The organism is Levilactobacillus brevis (assembly GCA_021383565.1).
Classification (GTDB): Bacteria; Bacillota; Bacilli; order Lactobacillales; family Lactobacillaceae; genus Levilactobacillus; species Levilactobacillus brevis_B.
Map to the genome: position 1 here is coordinate 58,063 of CP079699.1, position 26,974 is coordinate 85,036.

The window sequence follows — 26,974 nt, forward strand, 5'->3', positions numbered from 1 at the left end:
CTGAAACGGGGGAGAATCTATGCAAAACTTAGCCATTGTTGATCTCGGATCGAACTCGGTCCGCATGGCCGTCAACGAACTCCATGACGACGGCACTTACCGCGAAGTCAATCGCGTCAAGGTCGACAGCCGTCTGTCGGAGGGCATGGGTCCCGAGAAGATTCTCCAACCGAAGGCCATGGATCGCACCATCAGCGCGCTCAAGTCATTTCGTCCGTACTATGAGCAACTCCCGAATCTAGTGGTTCGCGGGATTGCCACGGCGGCGGTGCGGCAGGCCCGCAACCGCGACGAATTCTTGAAGCGTGTGGCGACGGCGACCGACATTAACCTGGAAGTCCTTTCCGGCGATCAGGAAGCCTATTACGACTACCTAGGGGCCGTGAATCGGCTGAAGGTCAAGGATTGTCTCCTGCTAGATACCGGTGGGGCGAGCTGTGAACTGGTTCACGTCAAGGATGGCCGCGATGCCAACCTGATTAGCGTGCCGTTTGGCGCCGTGAACCTGTCCGAACAGTTCAGATTGGACGATCGCGTTCGGGCGGTCGACCTCTTCTCCGCGCAGGTCTTCTTGCGCGAGCGGCTCCGCGATATTTGGTGGCTGAATGACGCTAAGCACCTGCCGCTGGTCTTGTTGGGTGGGGCGAACCGGACCCTGGCCCGCATGAATCGCCAGCAACAGAAAATCTTACACGTGGAAAATATCCACGGTTACCGGTTGACCACGGAACAAGTCATGAAGACCTTCGAGCGCCTGTTGCGGGTGCCGTTGGCCGAACGTAAACGAATCTCTGGTCTGGAATTAGACCGTGCCGATATTATTATTGGTGGGATGTTGCCATTGGTGACACTTTTACAGATGTTGGACGCCGATCGGGTGGTTTTCTCCGAGAGTGGCGTTCGTGAAGGCATTATTTCCGAATATCTCAGTCAACGCTAGGAGGAATGTCTAATGGCCCAAACACCATTTTACCGGCTACCTTATGAGGCCCGGCGCGACTTGGTGGCGCAACAGCGTCATCTGACGGTTCAGCAACTGGCCCAGATTGCGGCCAGACGCCGCGCGGGCGACGCCGATCTGATCGAAAATTACCTGACGACTTACGGTCTACCTGAGGGTGTGGCCGTCAATCTCCGGATAAACGGTCAGGCCGTGATGGTGCCCATGGTGACCGAAGAACCGTCCGTGATTGCCGCCGCCAGTAATGGTGGGCGACTGTTGACCAGTCACCAAGGCATCACGACCTCGGTTGAGCGCCGCGAAGTCATGGGACAGATTGTGTTGAGCCACGTGGCCGATCGCACCGGCGTCAAGGCGTGGCTCACGGCGCATCAAGACGAGTTATTGCGGGTGGCCAATGCGGTTCATCCGTCGTTACTGGGTCACGGAGGCGGCGTCCGCTCACTACGGATTCGCTGTATTCCCCCGTACTGGATGTCGTTGGACTTATTTGTCGACGTCGGCGAAGCCATGGGGGCCAATCTGGTCAACACGATTTGTGAGGCGGTCGCCAACTACCTGAAAGAACATCTGACGGTCAATGTCTTGATGAGTATCTTGAGTAACGCCGCGACGCATAGCCTGGCGACCGCGAAAGTCACGGTGCCCGTGGATCAGCTCGCCACAAAGACCATCGATGGTCTGACAGTAGCGCAGCGTGTCTGCGATGCCAGTGATTTTGCCCAACACGACCCCTACCGCGCGGTGACCCACAACAAGGGCATCATGAATGGCGTGGATGCCGTGGTACTGGCCATGGGCAACGATTGGCGGGCCGTAGAGAGCGGCGTCCACGCTTACGCGAGTCGAAATGGAAGCTATCAGAGCCTCAGTCGCTGGTGGCTAACGGATGACACCCTCCTTCATGGGGAGTTAACATTGCCACTAGCCTTGGGCTACGTTGGCGGGGCGACACGGGTCTTTCCGCTCGTCGTGATTAACCAACAGATTGCTCAGATTACCTCCGCGCGGACCCTAATGGGCGTGACCGTCGCCGTGGGCTTGGCCCAGAATCTGGCGGCCTTGCGCGCGCTAGTGACGGACGGTATTCAACACGGCCATATGCAATTACAACTCAAATCACTCGCCCTGTCTGTCGGGGCCACGCCGGGCGAGGTTCCGGCGGTGGTCGGCCGCCTCAGAGGCGAGACGCAACCAACGACGGCCCAGGCCAAAGCGGCTCTGATAGCCGTGCGTGAAGCAAATTTAAAGAAATAGGTGACAAACGAATATGTTGAAAGCAAAAGACGTGCAACTTAACGAGGCGGTCCAGGGACTCCTAAACCAGGTTAACGCCATTTATCCCGGTAAAGTCGAGGTGCAATTCATTGGTGAATTGCAGGCGGGCTACGTGCGGCATGATCAAGCCCAACAGATGCAGATGGGCAAGAACATTGCGATTCAAGTCGCCGATCTGACAGCCCCCAACTATACGGCTTCACATGAACTCTTACACTTACTGATGATTCTATCCGGTTTCCCACAGGTCTTTTTCTCACTGACCACGGGCCAACCCAAATTAGACGAACAACTCATGATTATGGGAACCGAACTCTACGATATCGTCAGCCACTTCGTCGTGGTGAGCGAACAGCAGAAACACGGCCTGATTACGCCGGAAATTAAAGATTTGTACCTCGCCGGGGTCAAGGCAACGATAAAGCCGGAACCGGATCCCGTTGATGATGAGATGACGTTGCGGACACTGACGTTACTGGACGCGCTGGTCTTCTTCGGACTGGACGACGCCAAGGTCATGGCCGACTTTGAACGCGACTATCCGATTAGTCTGGCAGCGGCGAAGAAGCTTTACGCGGTGATTACGGCTAAGCCCGTGGACTCACCGTTTACCTTGCGCCGCAACGTGGTGAAGTTGTTCAAGGCCTTTGACGAGCAGCTGGAAGCCTGGAACTTACCGGGTCTTCACAACACCGAGTTCACCACGTTAACCAGCGTGCTGTCGAAGCGGCAACTGGGCTTGAAGGTCAAGCAGATCTTTGAACTGTACCATTCCGATATGCACGAGAAGACCACGCAACGGCGGGCTTACGTCGGATTTAACCGTTCTGATGAACAGAATGCCTTCGTGTTGCCGTCACCGGCACCTAAGGATGATACGCCGGACTACTTCACCAAGATTTACGATCTCACGGTGAAGGAACTCTTCGACCAACTCAAGATGCCTTACATTCTGCGGTAATCGTAGCCAACGCTGACAATGTTGCTGACAGGCAACATTGTGTAGGAGTCCGCCTTACCGTTCGCAAAATCTAGGCTGGAACGCTGGGGAAGGCCGGTCCGAGCCAAAGAGCGGTCTCGGAACCTTGCTTTGAGCCGGAAAATCACCGTCTCAAAGTCACCCATTTACCAGCCAAGACCGCTGGTAAATGCCCCGGCTGAGCCTAGATTTTGCTTCATTCACGGCTACGGTAAGCGCCAATCGGCAACGATTGGTTTCAGCGTGTGGCGCGGATTATCCGACAGGTGAATGTCGTGTCAATCGGCGCCCTACCGTGAAAGCCACCACTATGCCGGAGATCGCCAGGAGTGGAGCCAGCTGTGTCGATGCAGTTAGCTGGCGTTCTTGGCCAGGTTACTGCATGGGGCGACTTGAGAGACTCACGGGTTTGGTGAGGCTCTCAAGCGAACCGGAAGCCCGCTCTGTGGCTGGAGGTGTCCCCCACAGCAGGCGGAACTTCTGGCAGGCGCAGGCGATGAGGCGGTCAATTTTGTGGTTAGAAGCTTTAAGAAAGGATGATGGGGATGGAAGCGCGCTTACAAGCGACTTTTGATCAAGCGAAACACATTGTATTCTTAACCGGAGCAGGGGTTTCAACGCCCTCCGGTATTCCGGACTATCGGTCGAAGAATGGGCTGTATACGGGCCATCGGAATGCCGAATACTACTTGAGTCACAGCTGTTTAGTTCAGGAACCGGAAGTCTTCTACGACTACGTGAAGCAAAACCTGTACTATCCGGATGCCCAACCCAACGTCATTCACGAGAAGCAGGCCGCGTTGACGCGGGAGGACCGAGCAACGGTCATTACTCAAAATATCGATAATTTGTACAACGTAGCCGACACCCGGCACCTGGTTGAATTTCACGGGAACCTCTACAACGTCTACTGCCAGGTCTGCGGTGCTAAGGCCGACTGGCACGACTATCTTAAATCCCCGTACCACGAAGCCGATGGCGGTTGGTTGCGGCCGGATGTTGTCCTTTACGATGAGGGCCTCAACACCACGAACGTCCAACGCGCGGTCGCGGCGATGAATCAGGCTGATTTAGTCGTGATTGTGGGGACGTCCATGCGGGTCTACCCGTTTGCCGGGCTCCTCGACTATCGTAACCAGCAGGCTAAGGTCGTCGTGGTCAATCAGGAAAAATTAAATCTGGGCTTCGATTATGACATGGTCCAGGCGGATGCCACTGAGTTCTTCACCGCACTGCGGGTCTGAGGGTGAAACGATGAATCATCAAGAAGTCATTGCGCAATTAAGAAAAGTCGTGCGCCGGTTACGTTGGCTGAACGTGCTTCAGCTCCTACCGGACACGCTGTTGGTCTACAGCATCATTCAACTGGCGTTTAGTGGTCAGCTGGTGACACTCTTTAATGCGACCTTTAATCGACGCGAGGCCATCTTGGTGACGGTCATGTTTGCTTTGATTGATATCTGCGTGACAGGGATTCGCTACAACGATCGCGTCGCCGGTAAACGGCTGATCAGTCAGCTGACCGGTCAATTGACGGCACCAGAAGTGAGTTTAATCAAACGGTTTGAGAATTTGAAGTAGGGAGTGACAGCATGATTACGATTGGGCTGACAACCTGGAAGGAGCATCCGGCGTTAATCGGCGGTGAGAACCGGCCGGTGACACTCAACGAGTACGCCGGAAGTCTACCGCTGGTTGAGCTGGATACGCCGTTCTACGGGATTCCGCGGCAGAGTACCGTGGCCAATTGGCAGGCGGCGGTTCCGGAAGGATTCCAGTATATCTTGAAGGCCAATCAGGTGATGACCCAACACGATCAGCGACAGGAACCAGCGACCACTACGGAACGGGTGACGGCCTTTGACCAGTTCAAGGTCGCCGTAGCCCCGCTAGTCGACCACCATCAGCTGCGCACCGTACTGTTTCAATTTCCGCCGTACTTCAATCGGACGACCGCTAACATCCAATACCTGCGGGACGTCCGCGTTCAAATGGGGCAGTTGCCGGTCGCCGTGGAATTTCGCAGTCCCAGCTGGTTCGACGACGCGGGGATGACGGCCGATGTCATGGCCTACCTCAACTCATTGCAGTTGACCAACGTGACGACCGATGAACCACATAACCTCAACAATGGTATTCCGCTGGTCGAGACGGTGACCACGCCGGAGTTGGCGGTGGTCCGGCTACACGGGCGCAATACTGAGGGCTGGTTTAACCAAGGAGCGAATTGGCGAAAGACGCGAACGCTGTATAAATACAGTGAGGACGAACTCCAAGCCATTGCGGCCCTGGTTCGGCGGCTCGCCGCGCAGGCCAAAGATGTGTGCGTCATCTTTAATAACAATTCCGGTAAGGACGCGGCGCCTAATGCGTTGCGGCTTCAGGCCATTTTAGGCTTGCACTGGGACAATCTGGCCCCACAACAACTTGACCTGTTTTAGCGACCGACAAAATTTACAATCGGCTGGCATGAAAATCCCCGGGAACCGCTATGGCTCAACCGGGGTTTATGCTATACTGGATTAGAATTTAAACTGAAAATTAACCTGAAAATAATGGATCAATTTAGAGCGAGGGAAGGCTTTTATTTTATGGCAGACAAACCAACTTTTTACATTACCACGCCGATCTACTACCCATCTGGGCGGTTACATATCGGTAATTCTTACACCACGATTGCGTGTGACGTAGTGGCTCGGTACAAGCGGCGCAACGGATACGACGTCTTTTTCCTAACCGGGACCGATGAACACGGCCTCAAGATTGAGGACAAGGCCAAGTCACAGGGACAATCACCACAAGAATACGTGGATGGCATGGCTGACGGCATCAAGCAACTCTGGAAGACGCTGGAAATCTCCAACGACAAGTTCATCCGGACGACCGACAAGGAACACGTGGCGGCCGTTCAGGAAGTCTTTGAACGCCTGTTAAAGCAGGGTGACATCTACTTGGGTGAATACGAAGGTTGGTACTCCGAAGACGACGAGGAATACTTCACCGAAACGCAGTTGGCCGAAGTCTACCATGACGACAACGGTAAGGTGATCGGGGGGAAGGCCCCATCCGGTCATGAAGTGTCCTTGGTTAAGGAACAGTCATACTTCTTCAAGATGAGTAAGTATGCCGACTGGCTGTTGGACTTCTACCACAGTCACCCGCACTTTATCCAACCAGAGTCTCGGATGACCGAAATGATTAATAACTTCATCAAGCCGGGCTTGGAAGACCTGGCCGTTTCGCGGACCACATTCACGTGGGGCGTGCCGGTCAAGAGCAATCCCAAGCACGTGGTTTACGTGTGGATTGATGCGCTGTTGAACTATATCACGGCTCTGGGCTACACCAGTGACGATGAAAGCTTGTTCAACAAGTTCTGGCCAGCTAACGTTCAAATGGTGGGGAAGGAAATTGTTCGTTTCCACTCCATTTACTGGCCAATCGTGTTACACGCGCTGGGCCTCGAAGCGCCGGATGAATTGTTTGCGCACGGCTGGTTACTGATGAAGGACGGCAAGATGTCCAAGTCCAAGGGGAACGTAATCTATCCCGAAACCTTGGTCGATCGTTACGGCCTCGATGCGCTACGGTACTACCTGATGCGCGCAATGCCTTATGGCAATGACGGGACGTTTACGCCCGAAGACTTCGTCGATCGTCTGAACTATGACCTGGCCAATGACCTAGGGAACCTGTTGAACCGGACCGTGGCCATGATCAACAAGTACGAGGACGGCAAGCTGCCTGAATTCAAGGCGGGCGTGACCGCATTTGACGCGGATCTCGAAGCCACCTCTGAAACGGTGATTGCCAACTACCGTGACTTGATGGATCAGATGCACTTTGCCGATGCCTTAGCTGAAATCTGGAAGTTAGTCTCCCGGACCAACAAGTACATCGACGAGACGGAACCGTGGCAATTGGCGAAGGATGACAGTAAGGCTACCGAGTTAGCTGCCGTCATGGCGCATTTGGCCGCTAGTCTCCGGGTCATTGCGACCTTAATCAGTCCAATCATGACCCACGCCCCAAAGGAAATCTTCGCACAATTGGGCTTGGACCCAGCTACCTTAGACATGGTGGACTTGAAGTTGGCTGATTTACCAGCCGGCGAACAGGTCGTGGCCAAAGGAACGCCAATCTTCCCTCGGATTGATGTGAAGGAAGAAGTCGATTTCATTCAAGGTCAGATGACCAAGTCGGAGAAGACCAAGGGCCGGGCCGCAATGGCTGCCAAGGCGGAAGCCCAACAGGCGGCTGCCCAGGAAGACGCCACCGAACTGACGTTAAACAAGCCAGAGATTCGGTTTGATAAATTTGAAAAGATTGAACTACGGGTTGCCGAAGTCAAGGCCGTCGATCACGTGGAAGGGGCCGACAAGCTCCTGAAGTTCCAGCTCGACGCCGGCGATCAAGGAAACCGGCAGATCCTCTCGGGGATTGCCCAATGGTATCCAGAACCACAAGCCCTCGTGGGTAAAAAGGTCGTCATCGTGGCGAACTTGAAGCCGCGGAAGATGCGTGGTCAGGTCAGCCAAGGGATGTTGCTGTCTGCAGAGCACGATGGCAAGGTCCAATTGATCACGGTTCCGAGTGAACTGGTCAATGGCTCTTCAGTTGAATAAGCGTTAGCGGAAACGTGGGCGGCGGGTCGATGAGACGCCAACCCACGTTTTCTTAACTTCTGACGTTTTGGCTATCGTTTCCACTTTGCCATTCACCCAATTTGACGCACTCACGGCGACATCGGCAAGGTCCAACGATATAAACGTTATCTTGTCCACAATCTGGGCCTATACGCGTGCTGCAACTGCCAGTGTTATCCACTTAAACACTTATCCACCGGTGAGTAAATGCGAGTTGGGTCGCTACGAATAGTGTCTAAGTGCATAAGTCAGTTGATAATTTACCGAATTGTGGATGAAATTGTTCATCAGGTCTGCGATAATGACGGTAGACGGTGGATTTGTTGATAATTAACGGCTAATTTGGGGATAACCGCGACGTTAGCTGTTGATAACGCGAGCACACGAAAGTTATTCACAGGTGGATAACTTTTGAAGCCTAGGTCCAGTCATTTCGTGGAAATGTGGATAACACAAGTTGTTCATTAACTTTTAGACTGGGAGATTGCATCGATGTGAGCCGTGAGGGAAGCAGAAATCGGCTCAGTCGGGGGAATTCTCTAAGTGGCTAAGTCCACTTAGAGAATTGGTGGCCTTAAAACTCGGTCTTTGAGGTTCAAGGGCAAGTCTGGAGACCGTACTTTGGCTCCAGGCGTCTACCCCCAACGTTCCAGCCGATTTCTACTTCCCGGCAAGGCGCCATATGAAAAAAGTTTTACAGAAATAAAGGAGGTTCGTGATGAAAATTTTTGATTCACACACCCATTTAAACAGCGAAGAATTTATTCAAGAGGTCCCGCGCTACCTCAAACAAGCCGCGGACTTAGATGTCGTCAAGATGGTCAACATCGGCTCCAACACACAGTTGAACGCCGACGCCATCAAGCTGGCGCATCAGTATCCTCAGCTCTATGCGGCGGTGGGATGGCATCCAGAAGATTCCAAGAACTACGATGCGGCGGCTGAAAAGCTCTTGGAGGAACAGCTAGCCGATGACCGTGTAGTGGCATTAGGTGAGATTGGTTTGGACTATCACTGGGACAGTTCGCCTCAGGATGTCCAACGCAAGGTGTTTGCCCGTCAGGTTGCGATTGCCAAGGAAGTCGGCAAGCCAGTGGCCATTCACAACCGCGACGCCTTCGAGGATACCTATCGAATTTTAAAAGAAGGCGGCATCGACCAGATTGGTGGCGTTATGCACAGCTTTAATGGCGATCCCGAATGGCTCAAGAAGTTTTTGGATCTTGGCATGCACATCTCTTATTCCGGAGTGGCCAGCTTCAAGAATGCCCACGAGGTCCACGATTCCGTCCGCGCCACGCCGTTGGACGTCATGATGGTTGAGACCGATGCGCCGTATTTGACGCCGGAACCGCACCGTGGCGAACAGAACGAACCGGGCTTTACCCGCTACACGGTCGAGGCCATTGCCAAGGAACGCGACACCACGCCGGAAGAGATTGCGGCGGCAACTTACCACAACACAGAGGAGTTTTATCACATCCATGAAGAAGATTAAAGAAGTCCTCGTGGTGGAGGGCAAAGACGATACCAAATCCATCAACCGGGCGGTCAACGCCGACACAATTGAAACGCGGGGGTCCGCGATCGATGAGGATACCCTCGCGTTGATTGAGAAATTAGCCGATCAGCGCGGCGTGATTATTTTCACCGACCCGGACTTTTCCGGCGAGAAGATTCGGAAGATTGTGGCCGAGGCTGTGCCAAACGCCAAGCACGCCTTTTTGCCTAAGGCGGAGGGACGTCCGGATAAGGCCGGTGGGTCGCTGGGCGTGGAACACGCCAGTCCGGCGGCGATTCGGGCCGCTCTGGATCACGTCTATACGGAAACGACGGCGGCACCAACCCTGATTACCCACGAGGACCTCATGGCGGCGGGGTTGATCGGTGGCGCGGGCGCCAAGGCCCGACGTGAACAGCTCGGCGAGATTCTCCAGATTGGTTACGTGAATGGTAAGCAATTGGAGAAGCGGCTACGAATGTTTAGCATTCAGCCGGCAGATTTTGCAGCGGCCGTCAAACAGATTCGGCAAAAGGAGGATTCCCATGAAGAATAGCGTACCTGAAATTGGATCACCAGCGCGGACCAAGGCCATCTTGACCCGCTACAAGTTAGTGGCGAAGAAGAGCCTGGGCCAGAATTTTCTGTCGGACCTCAATATTCTCAGAAATATTGTGGCCGCGGCCGACGTGACGGCCAACGATAATGTCATCGAGATTGGACCCGGGATTGGGGCCTTGACGGAACAGATTGCCAAGCGCGCACGTAAGGTCGTGGCCTTCGAAATCGACGAAAACCTGTTGCCGGTGTTGGAAGAAACCCTGATGGATTACGACAACGTCAAGGTCATTAATCAGGATATCCTGAAGGCTAATTTGCCGGCCGTCATCAAGGACGAGTTTGACGCGGGCCATCCCGTCAAGATTGTGGCCAACCTGCCGTATTACATCACCACGCCAATCCTGATGGGGGTCCTGCAGAGTGGCGTGAGCTTCGACAAGATTGTGGTCATGATGCAAAATGAAGTGGCCGATCGTTTGGTGGCCGAACCGGGTTCTAAGGCCTACGGATCGTTGTCCGTAGTCATGCAGTACCGGGCGCACGTGGAGGTGGCCTTCGAGGTGCCGCGCACGGCCTTTATTCCGCAACCCAACGTGGACTCCGCCATTATTCGATTGACACCGCGCGAGCCATTGCCGGTTAAACCGTACGAAGACCAAGCCCTCTTCAAGTTCGTTAAGGGTTGCTTCACCCATCGCCGGAAGACGTTGTGGAACAATCTTCAGGGGATGTTTGGGAAGCAGCCGGAAGTCCGTGAACGGATTGAAACGGTCTTAGATGACGTTGAAATCTCGCGACAACTACGCCCAGAGCGCTTAACCCTAATAAATTTTATCGAATTAACCAACGCTTTTCACAATGAAGGGCTTATGTAACCCTTTTCAATTGCGGATTCTTGCGGATTGCGGGTCGTTGTGGTATAATTTGCGTTTTTTGTGAAACCATGGTATCATGTTTCACAGAGGTGAAGTGCATGCCAACAAGTTTAGCGAACATTAAGAATAAACTGGACGATCGCATTGGCGAAAAGTTAATGGTGATCGCACAGGCCGGGCGTAAGAAGACGACAGAGCGGCATGGAATTCTTCGGGAAACCTATCCAGCTGTTTTCGTGGTAGATTTAGACCAGGACGAGAATTCGTTTGAACGGGTTTCATACAGCTATACCGACATTTTAACGAAAAACATCGAAGTTGACTTTGATGAATAAATAATTGGGCCAGTTAGGCCTTTTTATTTTGCCCAAAAATGGGTGAGGGAACTGAAATATAAGTCATTTTAAGGATTCCTGATCGCTGCTAGCATTTGATTTAGCACGTGTTTGGAGAACCCTTTTTATTTTAGCCGCAACCATAGTATAATAGGCTTAATCAGATTCACGAGAACGGTAGGCGGTGGCCTATCTGGAATTAAGGTGAGCTCATGCAACTGATTGAAAAGGCGCCTGCCAAGATAAACCTCGGGCTCGACACGCCGTACCACCACCAGGATGGCGCGGAGGAGTGGAACATGGTCATGACGTCCGTGGACTTGGCGGACTATGTCGAAATTCAAACATTAACCAAGCATAAACGCATTCGGGTAGCCTCGGACAGCGGCTTTTTACCGAACGATCAGCGTAATCTGGCCTATCAGGCGGCCCATTTACTCCAAACGAAATTCAACGTGGGTGAGGGCGTGAACATTCGGATTAAAAAGAATATTCCGGTGGCAGCCGGCCTCGGTGGGGGGTCGTCCGATGCCGCCGCGGTCTTGCGGGGACTGAATCAACTGTGGCAATTGGGCCTGAGCTGGCAAGAGTTGGCCGAGCTGGGCCTCCAGATTGATTCGGACGTCCCATACTGTGTGTATGGCCGGACGGCGCACGTCCGTGGTCGTGGCGAACGTATCACGCCGCTGTCAAAGCTCCCAGCGGCTTGGGTGGTGCTGGCCAAACCCAAGGTCAGCGTTTCCACGCCCAGCATTCTTCAGCAGATTCGCTACGATGACTTGGATCATCCGGATATCGATGCATTGTTGCGGGCCGTCCGCGACCAGGATATTGAAGAAATGTGTACCGTGATGGGGAACGTGCTGGAGCCCTTGACCGCGCACCGTTACCCGGAAATCACGCAGTTAAAACAACAGCTGATGAAGTTTGGCGCCGATGCCGCACAGATGAGTGGAACTGGACCGACCGTGTTCGGCCTGTGTAGCAAACAATCGCGGGCGCAGCGGGTATTTAACGGGATGAAGGGGTTCTGTCGTGAGGTGTATTTGGTGCGGCCACTGCCTTAAAGAATCAGTAGGACAGCAGTTTATTTGATGATTAGATTGCTGTCGTTTTAGTGTGGGGTATTTTATTTAGGCGTTTTCGTTCAGCTATGCTATATTTAAGCTCACAGGAAAGGAGCGACTGGAATATGACGAAATTTAAAGAGATTTATTCATCAGCTTTTATCGCGCAATTTGGTGATTATGCCAGTCAGTTTGGTGAATTGTCACTCCTTTCAGCCACGCCCTATGTTGACTTGGATCAGATTGCCAAAATACTTGGTCTTAAGATTGACTATGCGCAATTTGACGATGAGTTTTCCGGAAATTTTGATGAAGGGACGAATACCATCAAGATTAATCGAAATCATCCGCAGACACGGATTCGCTTTACAATTGCGCATGAGATTGGCCACGATGTCCTAGGCCATCATGGTATTTCGCTTCGTTCAAGTGATTTAGGTGCTTATCAAAGTGTTTTAGAGAAGAGCAATGAGATGGCGGCAAATAACTTTGCTGCTACACTCTTAATGCCCAGAGCGCTATTGATAAGACTGGTTAAGCGAGATATTAACCAGTTGGGTTTAGATGATATGGGCTTGACGCCACAGCAGGTCGCCAAGATCACCAAAGATGTGGCTGATGAATTAGCCGTATCTGAGGAGTCCATGACTTACCGCTTCCAGAATGTCAGATTATTTGTGGAGAAAAATGACTGAAGAAATTTATAGTGAAGTCCAGAAGCGGCTAGCAACGGTGAAATTATTTTCAGAAGCCAAAATTAAAATAGTGGTAAAGCCGCAGCTGAAACAGGAAGATGCGACTCATATTGAGCTATTTAATTTAGCGCAATATGGTGACTTTAGTCATTATCACATTGAGAGACTGGAATTTGAAAATTCAGCATCAGATAAACAATTTTCTCAAGTGAGAACTGTTGTTGCTGAGATCAATGAAATGTTAAGAACTGGAGATATTCAGAATTGGAATATCTTTTATTTGTATAAGGAACTAATTCAGAAGTTAGTAAATGACCGAAGTCAGGGTTATTTTAATTACTTTCGGGGTCAATTTGATGATTGGCCACTGATACCAAGCTTGTTTCGGAACAATACTAAGAAAAGTTTTATTGCGACCTATGATCGCATCTATAGTGATATTGCTAAAGAATATCCGGATGTTTTGAGTTATGTTGCATACAGTAAAGAACAAGCTGAAGCTCGAGCAGAGCAACTTGCCATGCTACAGCATTATGGCATGCGAACGAGTTTGTTAGATATTACCAAAAATCCGTTTATTGCTTTACAGTTCATGGTTTTGGGATATGCGGCTACTGACCATTGGCACGTTAATTCATTTGACATGTACGCCATTGATGAAGAGAAGCATGCTGAGGAAAATGTTTTTGTGGCGGTTGTCAAAAACGATCGTAATAAACGAATTAAAGCGCAAAGGGGCGCCTTCTTTGATTATGATTATTTGAACGATATCAAGGAAACCCAAATTCGATTGATTCCTCGGTTGAAGATTCGAATTGCTTTTGAAATAGCTGACGTGGACAACCTGCTAAAAGCTCAGCAAGAGGAATTTCGACATCTTTTACAGCTCTTGTAGCATCCTGATGAGCAACGAAATAGTCATAATCAGTCGTCTAAGGCGGGCACAGACACCTTGCTCACTAAGCAATTGGCCGGTAATATTAAAGATATTGATGAGCTCCGTGAAAAGAGTCCAGATTTGATGAAGACTAGGCTGAGTTTTCTGTTGAGTCGGGATATCAGTGATAAACTGAAGGAGTACTTTTATCTAGAGAAGAATCTCTTCCCGGATTTTGATAAGTACATTACGTATCTTCAGCAGAAGAACATTGAACCACGAGAAAAATTAAATCGGTAAGAGGCGAACGCAAATTAAAGCAGATGAAATCTTCCAAGCCATTCAAGCCGATCCTCAGAACCAAGACTTCACGCGACAGGGGATTCAGCCCCTATATCACGTGGCGCGGACGGCAGAGATTCTGTTAGTCAGTCAGGCCCCGAGTCGGCGAGCCCAGGCGTCGATGACCTTCTGGGACGATGCGAGCGGAAACCGGCTACGAGATTGGATGGGCGTGACCAAGGAACAGTTCTATCACTCGGGCAAAGTGGCCGTTTTGCCGTTGGACTTTTATTATCCGGGTAAGCACGCACACGGTGGGGATCTCCCGCCACGGCCGGGTTTTGCAGATAAATGGCACGAACCGCTCTTGGCCTTAATGCCGCAGATTAAGCTGACCTTGCTGATCGGCCAGTACGCCCAGAAATACTATCTGCCGCAACGGGAGAAGACGCTGACGGCAACGGTGGCCCACTATCGCGACTACCTGCCGACTTACTTTCCCCTGGTTCATCCGTCACCGCTAAACTATGGCTGGATGAACCGAAATCCATGGTTTGCAGCCGAGGTCGTGCCGGAACTTCAGGCGCGTGTTCAGCCGTTGATTCAATCATGAAAATTAACGCAATTTAACAAGAAAATTATAGCGCGCCAGGTCACGGAAACGTTGATCTGACGCGCTTTCATTTACAAATAAATTTGTAAGACGTTTGGCTGGTATTGTCCCATAAAATCCGGCATGATAGCTAGGTGAGGTGAAGCGTGTGAAGATTGAAAAGGGCCGAGTTAATCCGCAATTGGTTGCAGAGCTGCAGGGGGCACTAGGAACGCCGCTGACGCAGGCCGCGTTGATTCAACTGTTGTATGGGGAGTCGTCAGTTAGCGTGTCGAGCGCGAAAGACTTAGCCACTGAGCCGGGTCTCCAGCGAGAGCAGCACCCAAATGGGGGCTGCGAGTAGTCGAAGCTAGTCAAAAATTACGCAAAAAAATCCTCGCGCTACCAGCGACTCGCAGTTCGCTAGTGACACGAGGATTCTCAAACAAATTTAACTGAAATTCAGGATTACAGGTTGATGGTTACAGTGTCGCCAGATAAGGCAGCCTTCGTAACTTTACCGTTTTCGTGAACTAGGATCGTGTTGGAACCAGTCAAGCCGGTAGCACTAACCTTGAGTTCATTACCGTGGCGTTCAACCGTGACCTTGCCAGCGTCGTGACCCTTTTGGTCAACGACAGTCGTGCTGGTCGTTCCTTCATGCATATCGAAGAGGTGAATGTCCAAGTCTTTGGTGAAATCGTAATCGGCGTGAACGGCCTTTGGATTCCGCAAAAGAATGGTGTTGTCGCGAGCCAAGACTGGCAGGCTTAATTCGTCGTAGTTCAAGCTGAGCCACTTACCGTCTTTGATATCGTAGAATTCATTGTCGTCAATAATGCTGGTCCACTTGCCGGCTGGCAGGTAGAGGTTGACGTGACCTTCATGGTTGAAGACTGGGGCAACCAGTAATTGACTCCCAAACATGTATTGGTTATCCAACGTATGGGTAGACAGGTCGTCTTGGAATTCGAACCACATTGGCCGCATTACGGGGTTCCCGTAGGCCGTATCGTGAGCGGCTTGCGTGTACAGGTAAGGCATTAAGGACAACTTCAAGTTAACGAACTTCCGCGTGTTATCAACGGCTTCGTCATCGAAGTTCCATGGTACCCGGTAAACATTGCTACCATGGTAACGACTGTGGGAAGATAACAGGCCAAATTGCGTCCAGCGCTTGTACAGATCTGGCGTAGGCGTATCGGGACCATCTTCGAACCCACCAATATCGTGGCTCCAGAAGGCAAATCCAGAACTCAGGAAGGACAGCCCACCATGTAAGGTATCGGACATGTTCTTGAAGTTAGATAAGGCGTCACCACCCCAGTGTAATGGGTACTTCTGGGAACCAACCGTTGCGGAACGTGCAAAGACAACCGCTTCATCTTCACCCTTAACTTCTTGGATCGTCTCGAAGACGGCCTTGTTGTATTGCAGGGTGTAGTAGTTGTGTTCGCGCTTAGGATCAGAGCCATCGAAGAAGACAGCATCGTCAACTGGAATCCGTTCACCAAAGTCGGTCTTGAAGCAGTCAACACCCATGTCAAGCAGGGCCTTTAACTTACTCTTGTACCACTTGGTTGCTTCAGGGTTGGTGAAGTCAACGAAGGCGTTGCCGGCTTGCCAGAGGTCCCATTGCCAGATATTGCCATCTTCGCGTTTAACGAAGTAGCCCTTCTTCTTGCCTTCTTCAAACATCTTACCCTTTTGGGCGATGTATGGGTTCAACCAGACACAAACTTTGATGCCCCGGTCATGAATCTTCTTGATTAAGCCTTCTGGATCAGGGAATTCGTCGCGGTCCCATTCCATGTTGGACCATTCGAAGCCCTTTTGCCAGAAGCAGTCAAAGTGGAAGACATCCAATGGAATGTTGTGTTCCTTCATCCCATCGATAAACTTCAAGACAGTCTTTTCACTGTAATCAGTGGTAAAGGATGTCGTCAACCAGAGACCGAATGACCATGCTGGTGGTAATTGCATCTGACCGGTTAATTCAGTGTAACGGTGCAAGATTTCTTGTGGTGTTGGGCCGTAGATCACGTAGTATTGAAGAGATTGACCTTCAGTACTGAATTGAACCCGGTCAACGTTTTCTGAAGTGATTTCAAAGTCAACGGGTTGTGGTTGGTCAACGAAGACCCCGTAGCCAGCATCCGTTAAGTAGAATGGAATGTTCTTGTAAGATTGTTCGGAAGCAGTCCCACCATCTTGGTTATCGATGCGAACTTCTTGGCCGTTCTTAACAAAGTTCCCGAAGCGCTCACCTAAACCGTAAACCTTGTCTTCCACACCAACGGAGAGTTGTTCACGCATGTAGTCAATATTCGTTGACTTGTCGTGAATGACCCCTTGGGCCTTGTCCAGCGATTGAGTTAACAGGTGGTCGCCGTGTAAGAAGTCGAGTTGGAAAGCACTCTTAAATGGAATCCGGGCAGTCAAGTCACCTGACTTGTAGGTTAATTCTTTGTCACCAGTGGTGATGGCAACGTCAGGGTTTTGATTGTTGATTTCGTAGGAAGGGCCCTTAGTGTCCTGATCGAAGTGGGTCAGCTTGACACCGATGACACCTTCAATGGGAGAAGTCAGGTTAATCGTACTCATCCCAAGGTTAAGTTCATCGCCCCGTTCGTTAATGAACTTGAAGGGTGCGTAGAGCGTTAATTCTTTATCCGTCTTCTTATAGTCGAAGACTTCACGTGGTGATTCAATTTGGTATTGTGGTCGGTCTAGCCAGTAGCCATTCGTAAACTTCATGGATAAACACCTCTTGAATTTTTTAGGAAATTGAATTTCTTAATCGACAAACCCAGTGTACGTTGCCAAATCCGAAATGTCAACGCTTACATTACGCTAATTTTGCGTGCCTAACGAGCCACACGGCGCCACGTTGGGGGCGTTATACGGTGAACGGTCTCCAAAAATAATTTTTTAGCTGGCTAGTGTCTCACCGGCGCGTTCACTATCAGAAGTTAGCCGTTAGTTGTGAGTTATCGACAGCTAACTTAATTAAAAGGGCATAATCTTAATAGGTAACGATAAAATTCTCAAATTTAATAATTGACGCTGAAATCTTATCAGATCGGGCTTGCCGGCCAAACACCAGTGGGGTAAATGATTTGGCATAATGAAAATTATATTGACAACTGAAAGCGGTTACAGTATGCTATGCATTGAAAATTGAATTTCTTTGAACGTCGACGGTTTTGCCATTACTTTCAATCTTCATTATTCGATTCATAACTTATAGAGGTGGGTACTTATGAGTGAAAATGCTCCTAAAGTCGCCGTTACCACGAAGAACATGGTGCCATGGAATGAACGAATCGCTTATAGTTTTAGTGATTTCGCCTGCAACCTGTCCTTCCAAATGGTCGGGACGTACTTAATGATTTTCTACACTGATACTTTTGGTCTCAGTGCCGCAGCTGTTGGGACGTTGTTCCTGGTTGCCCGGATCGTGGATGCCTTTGATGGGCCATTCTGGGGAATCATGATTGACCATACACATACTAAGTGGGGGAAGAGTCGGCCGTACTGGTTATGGTTCTCCATTCCATTTGCCGTCTTCTGTGTCCTGGTCTTTACCACGCCAAGCATGAGCTTAACGTGGAAATTAGTTTGGGCGTACATAACCTATATTGGGGTTGATGTCCTTTACTCGGCCGTCAATATTCCGATTACTTCTATCTTGCCATCATTAACTAGCAATCCTCAAGAACGGGTTACGTTGTCTACGATTCGGCAATTCATGGGAACTGCCGGTGCCACCATCATTACTGGGATTACCTTAACGATGGTTGCCTTCTTCGGTCATGGTTCAACGACGAGTGCTCGTGGCTGGTTCATCTGGGCCTTGATTGTTGGGGTTATCGTTGTGATTATCTTCGGCTTTGTCTTCAAGTACACGACTGAACGGGTTCAAACCAAGAGCTCCCGGAAGTCTATTCCAATCAAAGATTCTCTGCGTGCCTTGAAGCGTAACTGGCCATGGGCCATCATCATCTTCATCAACTTTATCTACTGGATGGGGATGCAGACGCGTTCACAAGTTACGGTTTACTTCTTCAAGTACAACATGCACGATGCAACGTTAGCTTCATTTGTTCTGAGTTTACAAATCGTTGCCTTGGTTGCCGTGGTCTTAACACCATGGACCTCCAAGTTAATCGGTAAGCGGAACACCATGTTAGTTGGGATGATTCTTGCCGTTATTGGTCAATTGATGTTGAGCTTTGGTGCGAACAACTTGAGTGTCACGATGATCATTATCGCGACGATCGTTGGGTACTTAGGAACTGGTTACGTTTCTGGTTTGATCGCTGTTATGTTGGCCGATGCCGTTGACTATGGTGAATGGAAGAACGGTGTCCGTGCCGAAGGGATTGTTACCTCATTCTCCAGTTTCAGTGCCAAGTTAGGTATGGGTATTGGTGGTGTGATCACTGGTTGGATTTTATCTGCCACTGGTTACGTTGCCAACCAAACCCAAACTGCAGGCGCCCTGCATGGGATTGAATTGAACTACATTTGGGTGCCACTGTTAGGCTTCGCCCTTTCCGGAATTGCCCTGTTGTTCTACCACGTAGATGGTATTGAAGGCAAGATGCAAAGTGACTTAGCTGAAAAGCATGCCCGTGAAAATGCGGAAGATGATGACGACTAAAAAATCAAAGTGAGTGAACGGCATGATTATCAATAAGGATGTGATGCGCGATCACAATGAGCGTTCGGTACTCCAAGCCATTGTGAACCATGGGCCCATTTCGCGAAACGAAATTTCCAAGTTACTCGGCTTAAATAAGGTGACGGTGTCCGACATTGTTGGGCGGTTCATCGAACGTAAGCTGGTCTCCAGTCAGGGGGAGGCCGCTGCCAAGCCAGGCAGTGGTCGACGCGCAGAATTGGTGGCGTTTAACGCCACGTACGGCTACGTGATTAACTTCAGCATTTCCGGAGATGTTCTCCGCATGGTGGTGACCCAACTGGACGGCCGGGCCTTGGAACACAGCGAAAGTCCCTTGCATTGCCCCAACGTTGATGAGATTATTTCGAAAATGACGGATATGATCGAGCAGCTGCCGACCTTTGAAGTCGACAATGGCCTTCAAGCCATCTCGATCGCCATCTTCGGTAGTGTCTATCAGGGTGAAATCGTCACGTCACCGTTTGTCGATTTTGGCGACTTTGACCTTGTGGGCTACTTTAAGCAGCACTACCACGTGCCAGTCATCCTGGAAAATGAGGCCAACCTCTCTGCCGTCTTCGAGCAAGATTTCAGTAAGCAAGAGCTTCAGAGCATCGTGTCCGTCAGTATCCATGAGGGCATCGGTGCCGGAATTCTGGTGAACAAGCAACTCTACCGTGGCAATTACGGTCGGGCCGGCGAGATCGGTCAGATTGCGATTCAGCGGCCGGGTGAACGACGCCAGCGGTTGGCTAATCTCCCCAGTTTTGACAGTGAGTGGTCCGAGGCGGCCGTGTTGCGCAAGGCAGCCAAGCTTAAGGGTGTCAAGCACTACACGTTATCAGAGCTGGTGACGGCGATGAATCAGGATGATGCGGCTATTGCTGGGTTGTTGGAGGATTTCTGCTACTACCTGGCGATGGTGACCAGCGACTTGATTGCCGCTTACGATCCGCAGATGGTCTTCTTCAACTCACCGTTGATTGAACGATTGCCGGAAATCTTGAAAAACATCCAGATGAAGCTGAGCTATATGCCGCTGGTACCGCCGCTGGTAATGTCCAAGGACGCAAAGGATGCGACCTTACTGGGCGGTGCATCGCTGGCCATTCATCAGGTGTTGGATATGCCAAATACACGTTTGATTTTTCATCATTAGACTTCACGAAGGTACGGGACGTACGGCTACTATGGGCTGGGCGGGCCCGTACCTTTTCATTACCGCTACCTTGGCGTTAGCGGTAGAGACGGGGAAATTGGCCTACGATGACCAGCGGTTTCGCCTGCTGCGGGGATTACCTGCAGCTAAGGAGTAGGCTTCCGGTCCTTGCAAAGACCGCCAGTCTCACGCCCTGCCCACCGCGTTCCAGCTCATAGGCTGCGAACGGAAGGCGGCGGTCAAGGACCATTTAAGATGAAAGCAATAAAGAAAAATTTAAGGAGGACATTAAGTTGACCAAACAAAGTGTACCAGCAGGATTCTTATGGGGCGGCGCCGTCGCTGCCCACCAAGTGGAAGGGGCCTACAATGTAGGGGGCAAGGGCCTCAGTGTCGCCGACGTCATGACGGCGGCCGGCACCCACGATGAACGGAAGATCACGCCCGGCGTGCAGCCCGGTGAATTCTACCCCAATCATGAGGCCGTTGATTTCTATCACCGCTACCCCGAGGACGTGAAGTTATTTGCCGAAATGGGCTTTAAGAGCTTCCGAACCTCGATCGCCTGGTCGCGGATCTTTCCGCAGGGGGATGAACTGGAACCCAACGAAGAGGGGCTCAAATTCTACGACCGATTGTTCGATGAATGCCACAAGTATGGGATCGAACCGGTCGTGACGCTCTCGCACTTTGAGATGCCATATCACCTAGTCACCGAGTATGGAGGCTTCCGTAGCCGCAAGACGATTACTTTCTTTACGCGGTTCGCTCGGGCCGTCTTTACCCGCTACCAAGATAAGGTCAAGTACTGGCTGACCTTTAACGAAATCAACAATCAGACCAACTACGACCGTGAGTTCACGCTCTTCACCAACTCCGGGTTCCAGGTCAAGCCTGGCGAGGATGCCGAGGCCATTATGTACCAGGCCGCGCACTACGAGGTTGTCGCCAGCTCTCTGGCCGTTCAGATTGGACACAGTATCAATCCCGACTTCCAGATTGGCGCCATGGTGGCCTTTTCACCAGTTTACCCGGCAACGGATAAGCCACGAGATGTCTTCAAGGCCCAACGCGCGATGCAGGCCCGTTTCTGGTTCTCCGACGTTCAGGTGGAAGGGGTCTACCCTACCTGGCTGACACACTACTTCCAGGCCAAGCATTTCGACCTAGACATCACACCGGCAGACCTTGCCAACTTGAAGGCGGGCACCGTGGACTATCTAGGCTTCAGCTACTACATGTCCTTTGCCACCCAGGCTAGCGATCACGAGGATGACCAATTCTCCTACAACGAATCGCAAGACCTGGTCACCAACCAATTCGTACCGCAATCCGATTGGGGCTGGCAAGTTGACCCCGAAGGTTTACGGTACGCGCTGAACTGGATGAACGACCGCTACCATCTACCACTCTTCATCGTGGAAAATGGGATTGGCGCCATCGACCAGTTGACCGATGACCACCAGATTCACGACCAGTACCGGATTGGCTACCTGCGCGACCACATTGAACAAATGGAACTGGCCATCAACGAAGACGGCGTGGATGTCATGGGCTACACACCTTGGAGTGCCATCGACATCGTGTCGGCTAGCACCGGGCAACTCTCGAAGCGTTACGGCTTCATTTACGTCGACCGGAACGACGATGGCAGTGGCAGCCTCGCCCGTTACCGCAAGGATTCCTTCTACTGGTACCAACGCGTCATCGCCACGAACGGCGCAGATCTCGGTGAGACAGTGGGTGAAAAAGATGAAAGCAAAGCCTGAACCACTCTTAGTGATTGATATTGGCGGCACGACCGTTAAATACGGTGTCTGGATGCGGCAGCACTTGACGCGTAAGGACCGTTTCGCCACGCCGGATAACTGGCCGGATCTGTTGACGGCCATCGTCCGGGTCAAGACGGCGCTGAAGTTGCCGTTTGTTGGGGTTGCCGTTAGCCTTCCCGGAAGCGTGGATACGGCGGCTGGTAAGATTTCCGGCACCAGCGCCGTGGACTACCTGAATGGGTTCCCTATCGTCGATACGTTGCGCACGGCGTTGAAACTGCCGGTGAGCATCCAAAATGACGCCAACTGTGCCGCGCTGGCCGAGGCCTGGCAGGGTAACGCCAGTACGCTGCGTGACGTCGCACTCCTGGTGATTGGCACGGGGATCGGCGGGGCCGTCGTGATGGACGGCCAACTGGTCACTGGTCGGCAAAATTTTACCGGTGAATTCGGCTATCAGGTCATGAACGAACGCGGTGAGACCCTCAGTGAGCTGGGAAGTCCCGTGCACATGGCTAAACGCTATCAACAGTTGACAAATGGTCCGGCCGTCTCCGCTCGCGATGTCTATCAAGCGGCCGCTAACGGCGATCGCTTAGCTCAGCGGTGTATCGAAGACATGCTGAATTGGTTGAGTCGTGCGGCCTTTAACGTGTTCGTCGGTCTCAATCCCCAACGTCTGTTGATTGGCGGCGGGATCTCGGAGCGGCCGGGATTCGTCACGGATCTTCAGCGTCGAATTCAGCGGCTAATGCACCAGCACGGCGCACCATTGACCGCAGATGTTCAGCCCTGCAAATTTCACAACGATGCCAACCTGATTGGTGCCGTTTATCAATTTTATTTAGACAACCAGACCGTTCAACCGGCTCCCGTCACGATGTCGTGAATTGGGCGTGATTGGGTGGCAATTAAAACGCGTGTCAGGTCACCAAAAAGGCGATTTGGCGCGTTTTTCGGTATAACAAAATTTGTAAGGCGAGTGGCTGGTATTCGGGGATTAAATCCGGCATGATGGTGGGGTACCGAAAAAAGTTCACCGTTTCTAGTGCACCGTGAATTGACCAGAATGCCAGGGGTGTCGTCGAATTGACGGCAAAGGGTGGAAAACGCTCTCAAATTTGGCTAAAGTAGAGGTAAACTCCCGCTACTGTTCCTGTGCGGCGGGACTGGCGACGGCCGCTAATTGGGCGACCGCCGTGACCGAAATCAACTAGAAACGAGGTAATTGATGATGAAAACTTGGCAAAAAATCGTAGCTGGAACGACCGCCGTTGCCGCGGTCAGCGCGGTCAGCGTCTTGGGTGGTGCGGCCGTGGTCTATCAGGCCGCCACCAAATCGTTTAGCCGCAACCGCATCAAGACCAAACGACGAGCTATCGCCGAGAATACGGCGGCGGACAATGCCTGGTATCTACGCCACGATCCCGTGGAGTGGACCCAAACGAGTCTTGACGGGTTAATCCTGCGGGCGAGTCTGGTGCAAGCCGAGCATCCGAGCAAGCGGGTGGCCATCTTGGCCCATGGCCTGGGCCACGCCCGCGAGCAGATGATTCCCTATGCGCGGGTCTTTCATAGCTGGGGCTACCACGTCCTAATGCCGGACGCCCGGGCCCACGGTGAGAGTGAGGGGCACACGATTGGCTATGGGTGGCCCGACCGATTGGATTACACGGGCTGGATTAACCAGGTTATCGCCAAGTATGGGGATGACTGCGAGATCGTCTTGATGGGTATCTCCATGGGGGCCGCGACCGTCATGGCGACGGCCGGCGAGGACTTGCCGCACAACGTGAAAGCCGTGATTGCCGACTCCGGGTACGCCTCCGTCTTGGCCGAGGCGCGCTTCCGGATTCGCCATAAATACCATTTACCTACGTACCCGATTGTCCCCATCGCCGACCAGTATTCGCGCTTGGCCGAGGGCTACCGGCTGGCCGACGGGGACATTGCCGAGCAGTTGCGGCACACGCATTTACCGTTACTGCTGATTCAGGGTGCCAACGACCAGACGGTGCCAGTGGAGAACCTGGACGTGCTCTATCGCGCGGCGGCGGGGCCTAAGGAGAAGTATCGTGACCCGCAAGCGGCCCATATTGCGACCAGAGCAGCGGACCCCGCGAAGTATGATCAGTTAATGGCGGATTTCTTGAAAAAGTATGTGGATTAAGGAAGTCTAAAGGCTGGTTGACAAGTTTTCATTATCTGGTAACATATTAAATGGTAATCATTACTGTTTACATATTTGGCGGAGAAATGGGATGAGTCGATTGAAGCATGAGACACACAATTTTCGCTGGCGCGGGCTATGGGCCGTGCTGGCTATCTTAATGGTGGGAGTTGCCCTGAGTGGCTGTGGGGCGACGTCCACCACTAAGCGTGCCCCCAATCACATCCAGGTGGTCGCAACGCTGGGGTTCTATGGTGAAGCAGCGCAGGCTATTCTAGGCGACCGCGGACAGGTGACCACGGTCATCAATAGTCCCAGCATTGATGCCGAGAGTTATGAGCCGGACGTGAAGACGGCTAAGCTGGTCGCTAAGGCCGATGTCGTGATAGAGAATGGCCTGGGTTACGATAGCTGGATGGACCGTGTTGTCGCGGCTAACGATGACGCTCAGACGAAGAAGCTCACGATTGGCACGCTCATGGGGAAGAAGACGGGGGACAATCCGCATCTCTGGACCGATCCAACGACGATGGTCAAGGTCACGCGGCACCTCGTTACCCAATTCAGCAAGCTGGAACCCAAGCACGCCGCCGAATTTAAGCGACGGGGCGCGGCCTATGAACGCCAGCTCGCGGTCTTACCGCGGTTGGCCCAGAGATTGGCCCGACACAGCAACCACCAGCAGGTTGCGGTGAGCGAACCCGTCTTTGATTTTGCCTTAAAGGCGATGGGCTACCGGATCAGCGATAGCCATTTTGCCCAGTCGATTGAGGAAGATAGCGACCCGACACCGGCCGACATCACCGACTTGCAAGATCAGATTAAGCACCACCGAATCGCCTTTTTCGTGGAAAATACACAAAATACCAGTAAAAATGTGACGGCGATGGTCAATCTGGCGAAACGCCACAACATCCCCATCGTCAAGGTCACGGAGACCATGCCGGTGCATCAGAGCTACCGGACGTGGATGTTGAAGCAGTACCAGCAAGTCCAACGCATTCAAGCTAAGGAGGGACAGTCGTAATGGCCAGTGCACCCATTTTAAAATTAGAACATCTCGGGGTGACCTTTCCCAACCATCCCGTCTTTAGCGACCTCAACCTGACGATTCGCCAAGGTGAGGTCTGGAGTATTATTGGCAAGAACGGTGTGGGGAAGACTACGCTGATGCGGACTATCCTGCACCAGCTACGGCCCACCCACGGTAAGATTACCTACTTACCGAGCCAAAATGAGGTGACGATCGGCTACGTGCCGCAATTTCGAAACATTGACGCCGACTATCCATTAACCATCAAGGACTTCGTCGGGTTGAACCTGACCGGGTGGAAGCTACCCTGGCTGTCGGCCAAGGAGCGGGCCAAGGTGGCTAAAATTCTGGACCAGACGGGTTTACGCCAACTGGCCAAGCGACCGATCGGGCAGGCCTCCGGTGGGGAAAAGCAAAAGGCTTATCTGGCGCAAGCTTTGGTGGAAGCACCCAACCTGTTGATTTTAGATGAATCGACGGCCAGCTTGGACCCCGTGACCAAGACGGAGTTGCTGGACCTCGTTGCCGAGCTAAACCAGCGGCTTCATCTGACCGTGCTCTTTGTCACGCACGATATTCCGATGGCTCAGAAGTATACGCAACACTACTTGATGTTGACGCCTAGTGGCATCGAGCAGGGACCGATTGAGAAGTTGACGACTGAAAAGGTGTGGGAGGGCGAAAATGTTTAGTTATGAATTTATGCGCAACGCCTTCGCGGCTGGGACCATCATCGCCATTATCTGTGGGATCATGGGCGTCTTTGTCATCGCGCGGAACATGTCGTTTCTGACGCACACGTTGTCCGAGATTGGCTTCTCTGGGGCGGCCTTCGGGGTCTTCGCCGGTTGGGCCCCCTTAAACGGGATGTTGCTGTTTACGGTCGTCAGCTCGGTAATTGTCGGGCAGTTGTCGGCACGCTCCGAACGACGCGAGGCGGCCACCAGTGCCATTTCTGCGCTGTTTATTGGACTGGGAATTTTATTTCTGTCATTGGCCAATAAGAATGCCAGCTATGCCACCAGCATTTTATTCGGGAGTGTCATTGGGATTAGCGCCGGTGACGTCCGACAAATGTTGTGGTTGTCGCTGTTCGTCCTGATTGTGATCTTCGTGATCTATCGGTTCTTGAAGTTCGATTCGTTTGATCACACGGGGGCGCGGGTCAAGGGACTGTGGACCAACGTCCTGTCGATTACCTTCTTGGTCCTGCTGGCGCTAAGTGTCAGTGTGGCCGCTCAAATCGTGGGGTCCCTGTTGATTTTTATTCTATTGACCCTACCGGCGGCCACGGCGAAGTACTTCGCCCACACGGTCGGCGGCATGATGGTGCTAGCGATTGCCCTAGCTCTGATCGGGGTGTGGAGCGGCCTGGTCCTGAGCTACGTGACCAACTTCCCCGTGTCCTTCTTCATCGCGGCGATCGAGGCCATCTTCTACTTTATCGCATTGGGCTGGCAACGGCTTCAAACGGCAGAATAGGATGATAATCCCTCGAAATCTG

The 26,974-nt window shown here is 51.9% G+C and carries 26 protein-coding genes; 25 read left to right on the forward strand and 1 reads right to left on the reverse strand.

What is annotated here, in order from left to right:
• Nucleotides 1-19 precede the first annotated feature (19 nt).
• The 17 genes from KB236_00320 to KB236_00400 all read left to right on the forward strand — a co-directional run bounded on the left by KB236_00320 (nt 20) and on the right by KB236_00400 (nt 15,013).
• Nucleotides 20-940 carry a Ppx/GppA family phosphatase gene (locus tag KB236_00320; protein UIF29253.1) on the forward strand — a complete coding sequence of 307 codons (921 nt, stop codon included), beginning with the start codon at nt 20-22 and terminating at the stop codon, nt 938-940.
• A gap of 12 nt (nt 941-952) precedes the next feature.
• A complete protein-coding gene (locus tag KB236_00325) occupies nt 953-2,218 on the forward strand; it encodes a hydroxymethylglutaryl-CoA reductase, degradative (protein ID UIF29254.1) in 1,266 nt (421 codons plus the stop codon).
• 16 nt (nt 2,219-2,234) lie between these two features.
• Entirely contained in the window at nt 2,235-3,200 is a 966-nt protein-coding gene (locus KB236_00330) for an IpaB/EvcA family protein (protein UIF30246.1), read from the forward strand.
• Between the two features lie 563 nt (nt 3,201-3,763).
• Entirely contained in the window at nt 3,764-4,462 is a 699-nt protein-coding gene (locus KB236_00335) for an NAD-dependent protein deacylase (GenBank protein ID UIF29255.1), read from the forward strand.
• 10 nt (nt 4,463-4,472) lie between these two features.
• Nucleotides 4,473-4,799: a hypothetical protein gene (locus KB236_00340; protein UIF29256.1), complete on the forward strand. Its 327-nt coding sequence runs from the start codon at nt 4,473-4,475 to the stop codon at nt 4,797-4,799.
• Between the two features lie 11 nt (nt 4,800-4,810).
• Nucleotides 4,811-5,659, forward strand: a complete 849-nt coding sequence (locus KB236_00345; protein ID UIF29257.1) for a DUF72 domain-containing protein — start codon at nt 4,811-4,813, stop codon at nt 5,657-5,659.
• 150 nt (nt 5,660-5,809) lie between these two features.
• Nucleotides 5,810-7,843 carry a methionine--tRNA ligase gene (gene metG / locus KB236_00350; GenBank protein UIF29258.1) on the forward strand — a complete coding sequence of 678 codons (2,034 nt, stop codon included), beginning with the start codon at nt 5,810-5,812 and terminating at the stop codon, nt 7,841-7,843.
• A 739-nt stretch (nt 7,844-8,582) separates the two neighbouring features.
• Entirely contained in the window at nt 8,583-9,362 is a 780-nt protein-coding gene (locus tag KB236_00355) for a TatD family hydrolase (protein UIF29259.1), read from the forward strand.
• Nucleotides 9,349-9,921, forward strand: coding sequence for a ribonuclease M5 (gene rnmV, locus KB236_00360; protein ID UIF29260.1), 573 nt, complete (start codon nt 9,349-9,351; stop codon nt 9,919-9,921). The genes KB236_00355 and rnmV overlap by 14 nt, the downstream gene beginning before the upstream one ends.
• The gene (gene rsmA / locus KB236_00365) at nt 9,911-10,801 is read left to right on the forward strand and encodes a 16S rRNA (adenine(1518)-N(6)/adenine(1519)-N(6))-dimethyltransferase RsmA (GenBank protein UIF29261.1); all 891 of its coding nucleotides are present in this window, start codon (nt 9,911-9,913) and stop codon (nt 10,799-10,801) included. The genes rnmV and rsmA overlap by 11 nt, the downstream gene beginning before the upstream one ends.
• Before the next feature lie 98 nt (nt 10,802-10,899).
• Nucleotides 10,900-11,136, forward strand: a complete 237-nt coding sequence (locus tag KB236_00370) for a Veg family protein (GenBank protein ID UIF29262.1) — start codon at nt 10,900-10,902, stop codon at nt 11,134-11,136.
• A gap of 212 nt (nt 11,137-11,348) precedes the next feature.
• Nucleotides 11,349-12,203, forward strand: coding sequence for a 4-(cytidine 5'-diphospho)-2-C-methyl-D-erythritol kinase (ispE, locus tag KB236_00375; protein UIF29263.1), 855 nt, complete (start codon nt 11,349-11,351; stop codon nt 12,201-12,203).
• A 125-nt stretch (nt 12,204-12,328) separates the two neighbouring features.
• Nucleotides 12,329-12,898 (forward strand): ImmA/IrrE family metallo-endopeptidase, encoded by a 570-nt coding sequence (locus tag KB236_00380; protein ID UIF29264.1) that lies wholly within the window; start codon nt 12,329-12,331, stop codon nt 12,896-12,898.
• Entirely contained in the window at nt 12,891-13,793 is a 903-nt protein-coding gene (locus tag KB236_00385; GenBank protein UIF29265.1) for an FRG domain-containing protein, read from the forward strand. Before KB236_00380 ends, KB236_00385 begins: the two co-directional genes overlap by 8 nt.
• A gap of 57 nt (nt 13,794-13,850) precedes the next feature.
• Complete coding sequence (locus tag KB236_00390; GenBank protein UIF29266.1) at nt 13,851-14,075, forward strand: hypothetical protein; 225 nt, start codon at nt 13,851-13,853, stop codon at nt 14,073-14,075.
• A gap of 13 nt (nt 14,076-14,088) precedes the next feature.
• The gene (locus KB236_00395) at nt 14,089-14,670 is read left to right on the forward strand and encodes a uracil-DNA glycosylase family protein (protein UIF30247.1); all 582 of its coding nucleotides are present in this window, start codon (nt 14,089-14,091) and stop codon (nt 14,668-14,670) included.
• A 139-nt stretch (nt 14,671-14,809) separates the two neighbouring features.
• Complete coding sequence (locus KB236_00400) at nt 14,810-15,013, forward strand: hypothetical protein (GenBank protein UIF29267.1); 204 nt, start codon at nt 14,810-14,812, stop codon at nt 15,011-15,013.
• 104 nt (nt 15,014-15,117) lie between these two features.
• Here KB236_00400 and yicI read toward each other — a convergent pair whose 3' ends face one another.
• Complete coding sequence (yicI, locus tag KB236_00405) at nt 15,118-17,406, reverse strand: alpha-xylosidase (protein UIF29268.1); 2,289 nt, start codon at nt 17,404-17,406, stop codon at nt 15,118-15,120.
• A gap of 505 nt (nt 17,407-17,911) precedes the next feature.
• Here yicI and KB236_00410 point away from each other — a divergent pair.
• The 8 genes from KB236_00410 (at nt 17,912) to KB236_00445 (ending at nt 26,952) form a co-directional block, all read left to right on the forward strand.
• Nucleotides 17,912-19,315, forward strand: a complete 1,404-nt coding sequence (locus KB236_00410; GenBank protein ID UIF29269.1) for a glycoside-pentoside-hexuronide (GPH):cation symporter — start codon at nt 17,912-17,914, stop codon at nt 19,313-19,315.
• A 22-nt stretch (nt 19,316-19,337) separates the two neighbouring features.
• Nucleotides 19,338-20,495 carry an ROK family transcriptional regulator gene (locus KB236_00415; GenBank protein UIF29270.1) on the forward strand — a complete coding sequence of 386 codons (1,158 nt, stop codon included), beginning with the start codon at nt 19,338-19,340 and terminating at the stop codon, nt 20,493-20,495.
• A 293-nt stretch (nt 20,496-20,788) separates the two neighbouring features.
• The gene (locus KB236_00420; GenBank protein ID UIF29271.1) at nt 20,789-22,264 is read left to right on the forward strand and encodes a 6-phospho-beta-glucosidase; all 1,476 of its coding nucleotides are present in this window, start codon (nt 20,789-20,791) and stop codon (nt 22,262-22,264) included.
• Nucleotides 22,248-23,156: an ROK family protein gene (locus KB236_00425; GenBank protein UIF29272.1), complete on the forward strand. Its 909-nt coding sequence runs from the start codon at nt 22,248-22,250 to the stop codon at nt 23,154-23,156. The genes KB236_00420 and KB236_00425 overlap by 17 nt, the downstream gene beginning before the upstream one ends.
• Before the next feature lie 345 nt (nt 23,157-23,501).
• Nucleotides 23,502-24,437 carry an alpha/beta hydrolase gene (locus KB236_00430; GenBank protein ID UIF30248.1) on the forward strand — a complete coding sequence of 312 codons (936 nt, stop codon included), beginning with the start codon at nt 23,502-23,504 and terminating at the stop codon, nt 24,435-24,437.
• Between the two features lie 91 nt (nt 24,438-24,528).
• The gene (locus tag KB236_00435; GenBank protein ID UIF29273.1) at nt 24,529-25,464 is read left to right on the forward strand and encodes a zinc ABC transporter substrate-binding protein; all 936 of its coding nucleotides are present in this window, start codon (nt 24,529-24,531) and stop codon (nt 25,462-25,464) included.
• On the forward strand, nt 25,464-26,162 hold the full coding sequence (locus KB236_00440; protein ID UIF29274.1) for an ABC transporter ATP-binding protein: 699 nt from the start codon (nt 25,464-25,466) through the stop codon (nt 26,160-26,162). Before KB236_00435 ends, KB236_00440 begins: the two co-directional genes overlap by 1 nt.
• On the forward strand, nt 26,155-26,952 hold the full coding sequence (locus KB236_00445; protein UIF29275.1) for a metal ABC transporter permease: 798 nt from the start codon (nt 26,155-26,157) through the stop codon (nt 26,950-26,952). Before KB236_00440 ends, KB236_00445 begins: the two co-directional genes overlap by 8 nt.
• Nucleotides 26,953-26,974: the final 22 nt, after the last annotated feature.

Coding starts and splice junctions, on each gene's coding strand:
- KB236_00320 (UIF29253.1), top strand. CDS start 20: ATGCAAAACTTAGCCATTGTTGATCTCGGATCGAACTCGGTCCGCATG.
- KB236_00325 (UIF29254.1), top strand. CDS start 953: ATGGCCCAAACACCATTTTACCGGCTACCTTATGAGGCCCGGCGCGAC.
- KB236_00335 (UIF29255.1), top strand. CDS start 3,764: ATGGAAGCGCGCTTACAAGCGACTTTTGATCAAGCGAAACACATTGTA.
- KB236_00340 (UIF29256.1), top strand. CDS start 4,473: ATGAATCATCAAGAAGTCATTGCGCAATTAAGAAAAGTCGTGCGCCGG.
- KB236_00345 (UIF29257.1), top strand. CDS start 4,811: ATGATTACGATTGGGCTGACAACCTGGAAGGAGCATCCGGCGTTAATC.
- metG (UIF29258.1), top strand. CDS start 5,810: ATGGCAGACAAACCAACTTTTTACATTACCACGCCGATCTACTACCCA.
- KB236_00355 (UIF29259.1), top strand. CDS start 8,583: ATGAAAATTTTTGATTCACACACCCATTTAAACAGCGAAGAATTTATT.
- rnmV (UIF29260.1), top strand. CDS start 9,349: ATGAAGAAGATTAAAGAAGTCCTCGTGGTGGAGGGCAAAGACGATACC.
- rsmA (UIF29261.1), top strand. CDS start 9,911: ATGAAGAATAGCGTACCTGAAATTGGATCACCAGCGCGGACCAAGGCC.
- KB236_00370 (UIF29262.1), top strand. CDS start 10,900: ATGCCAACAAGTTTAGCGAACATTAAGAATAAACTGGACGATCGCATT.
- ispE (UIF29263.1), top strand. CDS start 11,349: ATGCAACTGATTGAAAAGGCGCCTGCCAAGATAAACCTCGGGCTCGAC.
- KB236_00380 (UIF29264.1), top strand. CDS start 12,329: ATGACGAAATTTAAAGAGATTTATTCATCAGCTTTTATCGCGCAATTT.
- KB236_00385 (UIF29265.1), top strand. CDS start 12,891: ATGACTGAAGAAATTTATAGTGAAGTCCAGAAGCGGCTAGCAACGGTG.
- yicI (UIF29268.1), bottom strand. CDS start 17,406: ATGAAGTTTACGAATGGCTACTGGCTAGACCGACCACAATACCAAATT.
- KB236_00410 (UIF29269.1), top strand. CDS start 17,912: ATGAGTGAAAATGCTCCTAAAGTCGCCGTTACCACGAAGAACATGGTG.
- KB236_00415 (UIF29270.1), top strand. CDS start 19,338: ATGATTATCAATAAGGATGTGATGCGCGATCACAATGAGCGTTCGGTA.
- KB236_00425 (UIF29272.1), top strand. CDS start 22,248: ATGAAAGCAAAGCCTGAACCACTCTTAGTGATTGATATTGGCGGCACG.
- KB236_00430 (UIF30248.1), top strand. CDS start 23,502: ATGAAAACTTGGCAAAAAATCGTAGCTGGAACGACCGCCGTTGCCGCG.
- KB236_00435 (UIF29273.1), top strand. CDS start 24,529: ATGAGTCGATTGAAGCATGAGACACACAATTTTCGCTGGCGCGGGCTA.
- KB236_00440 (UIF29274.1), top strand. CDS start 25,464: ATGGCCAGTGCACCCATTTTAAAATTAGAACATCTCGGGGTGACCTTT.
- KB236_00445 (UIF29275.1), top strand. CDS start 26,155: ATGTTTAGTTATGAATTTATGCGCAACGCCTTCGCGGCTGGGACCATC.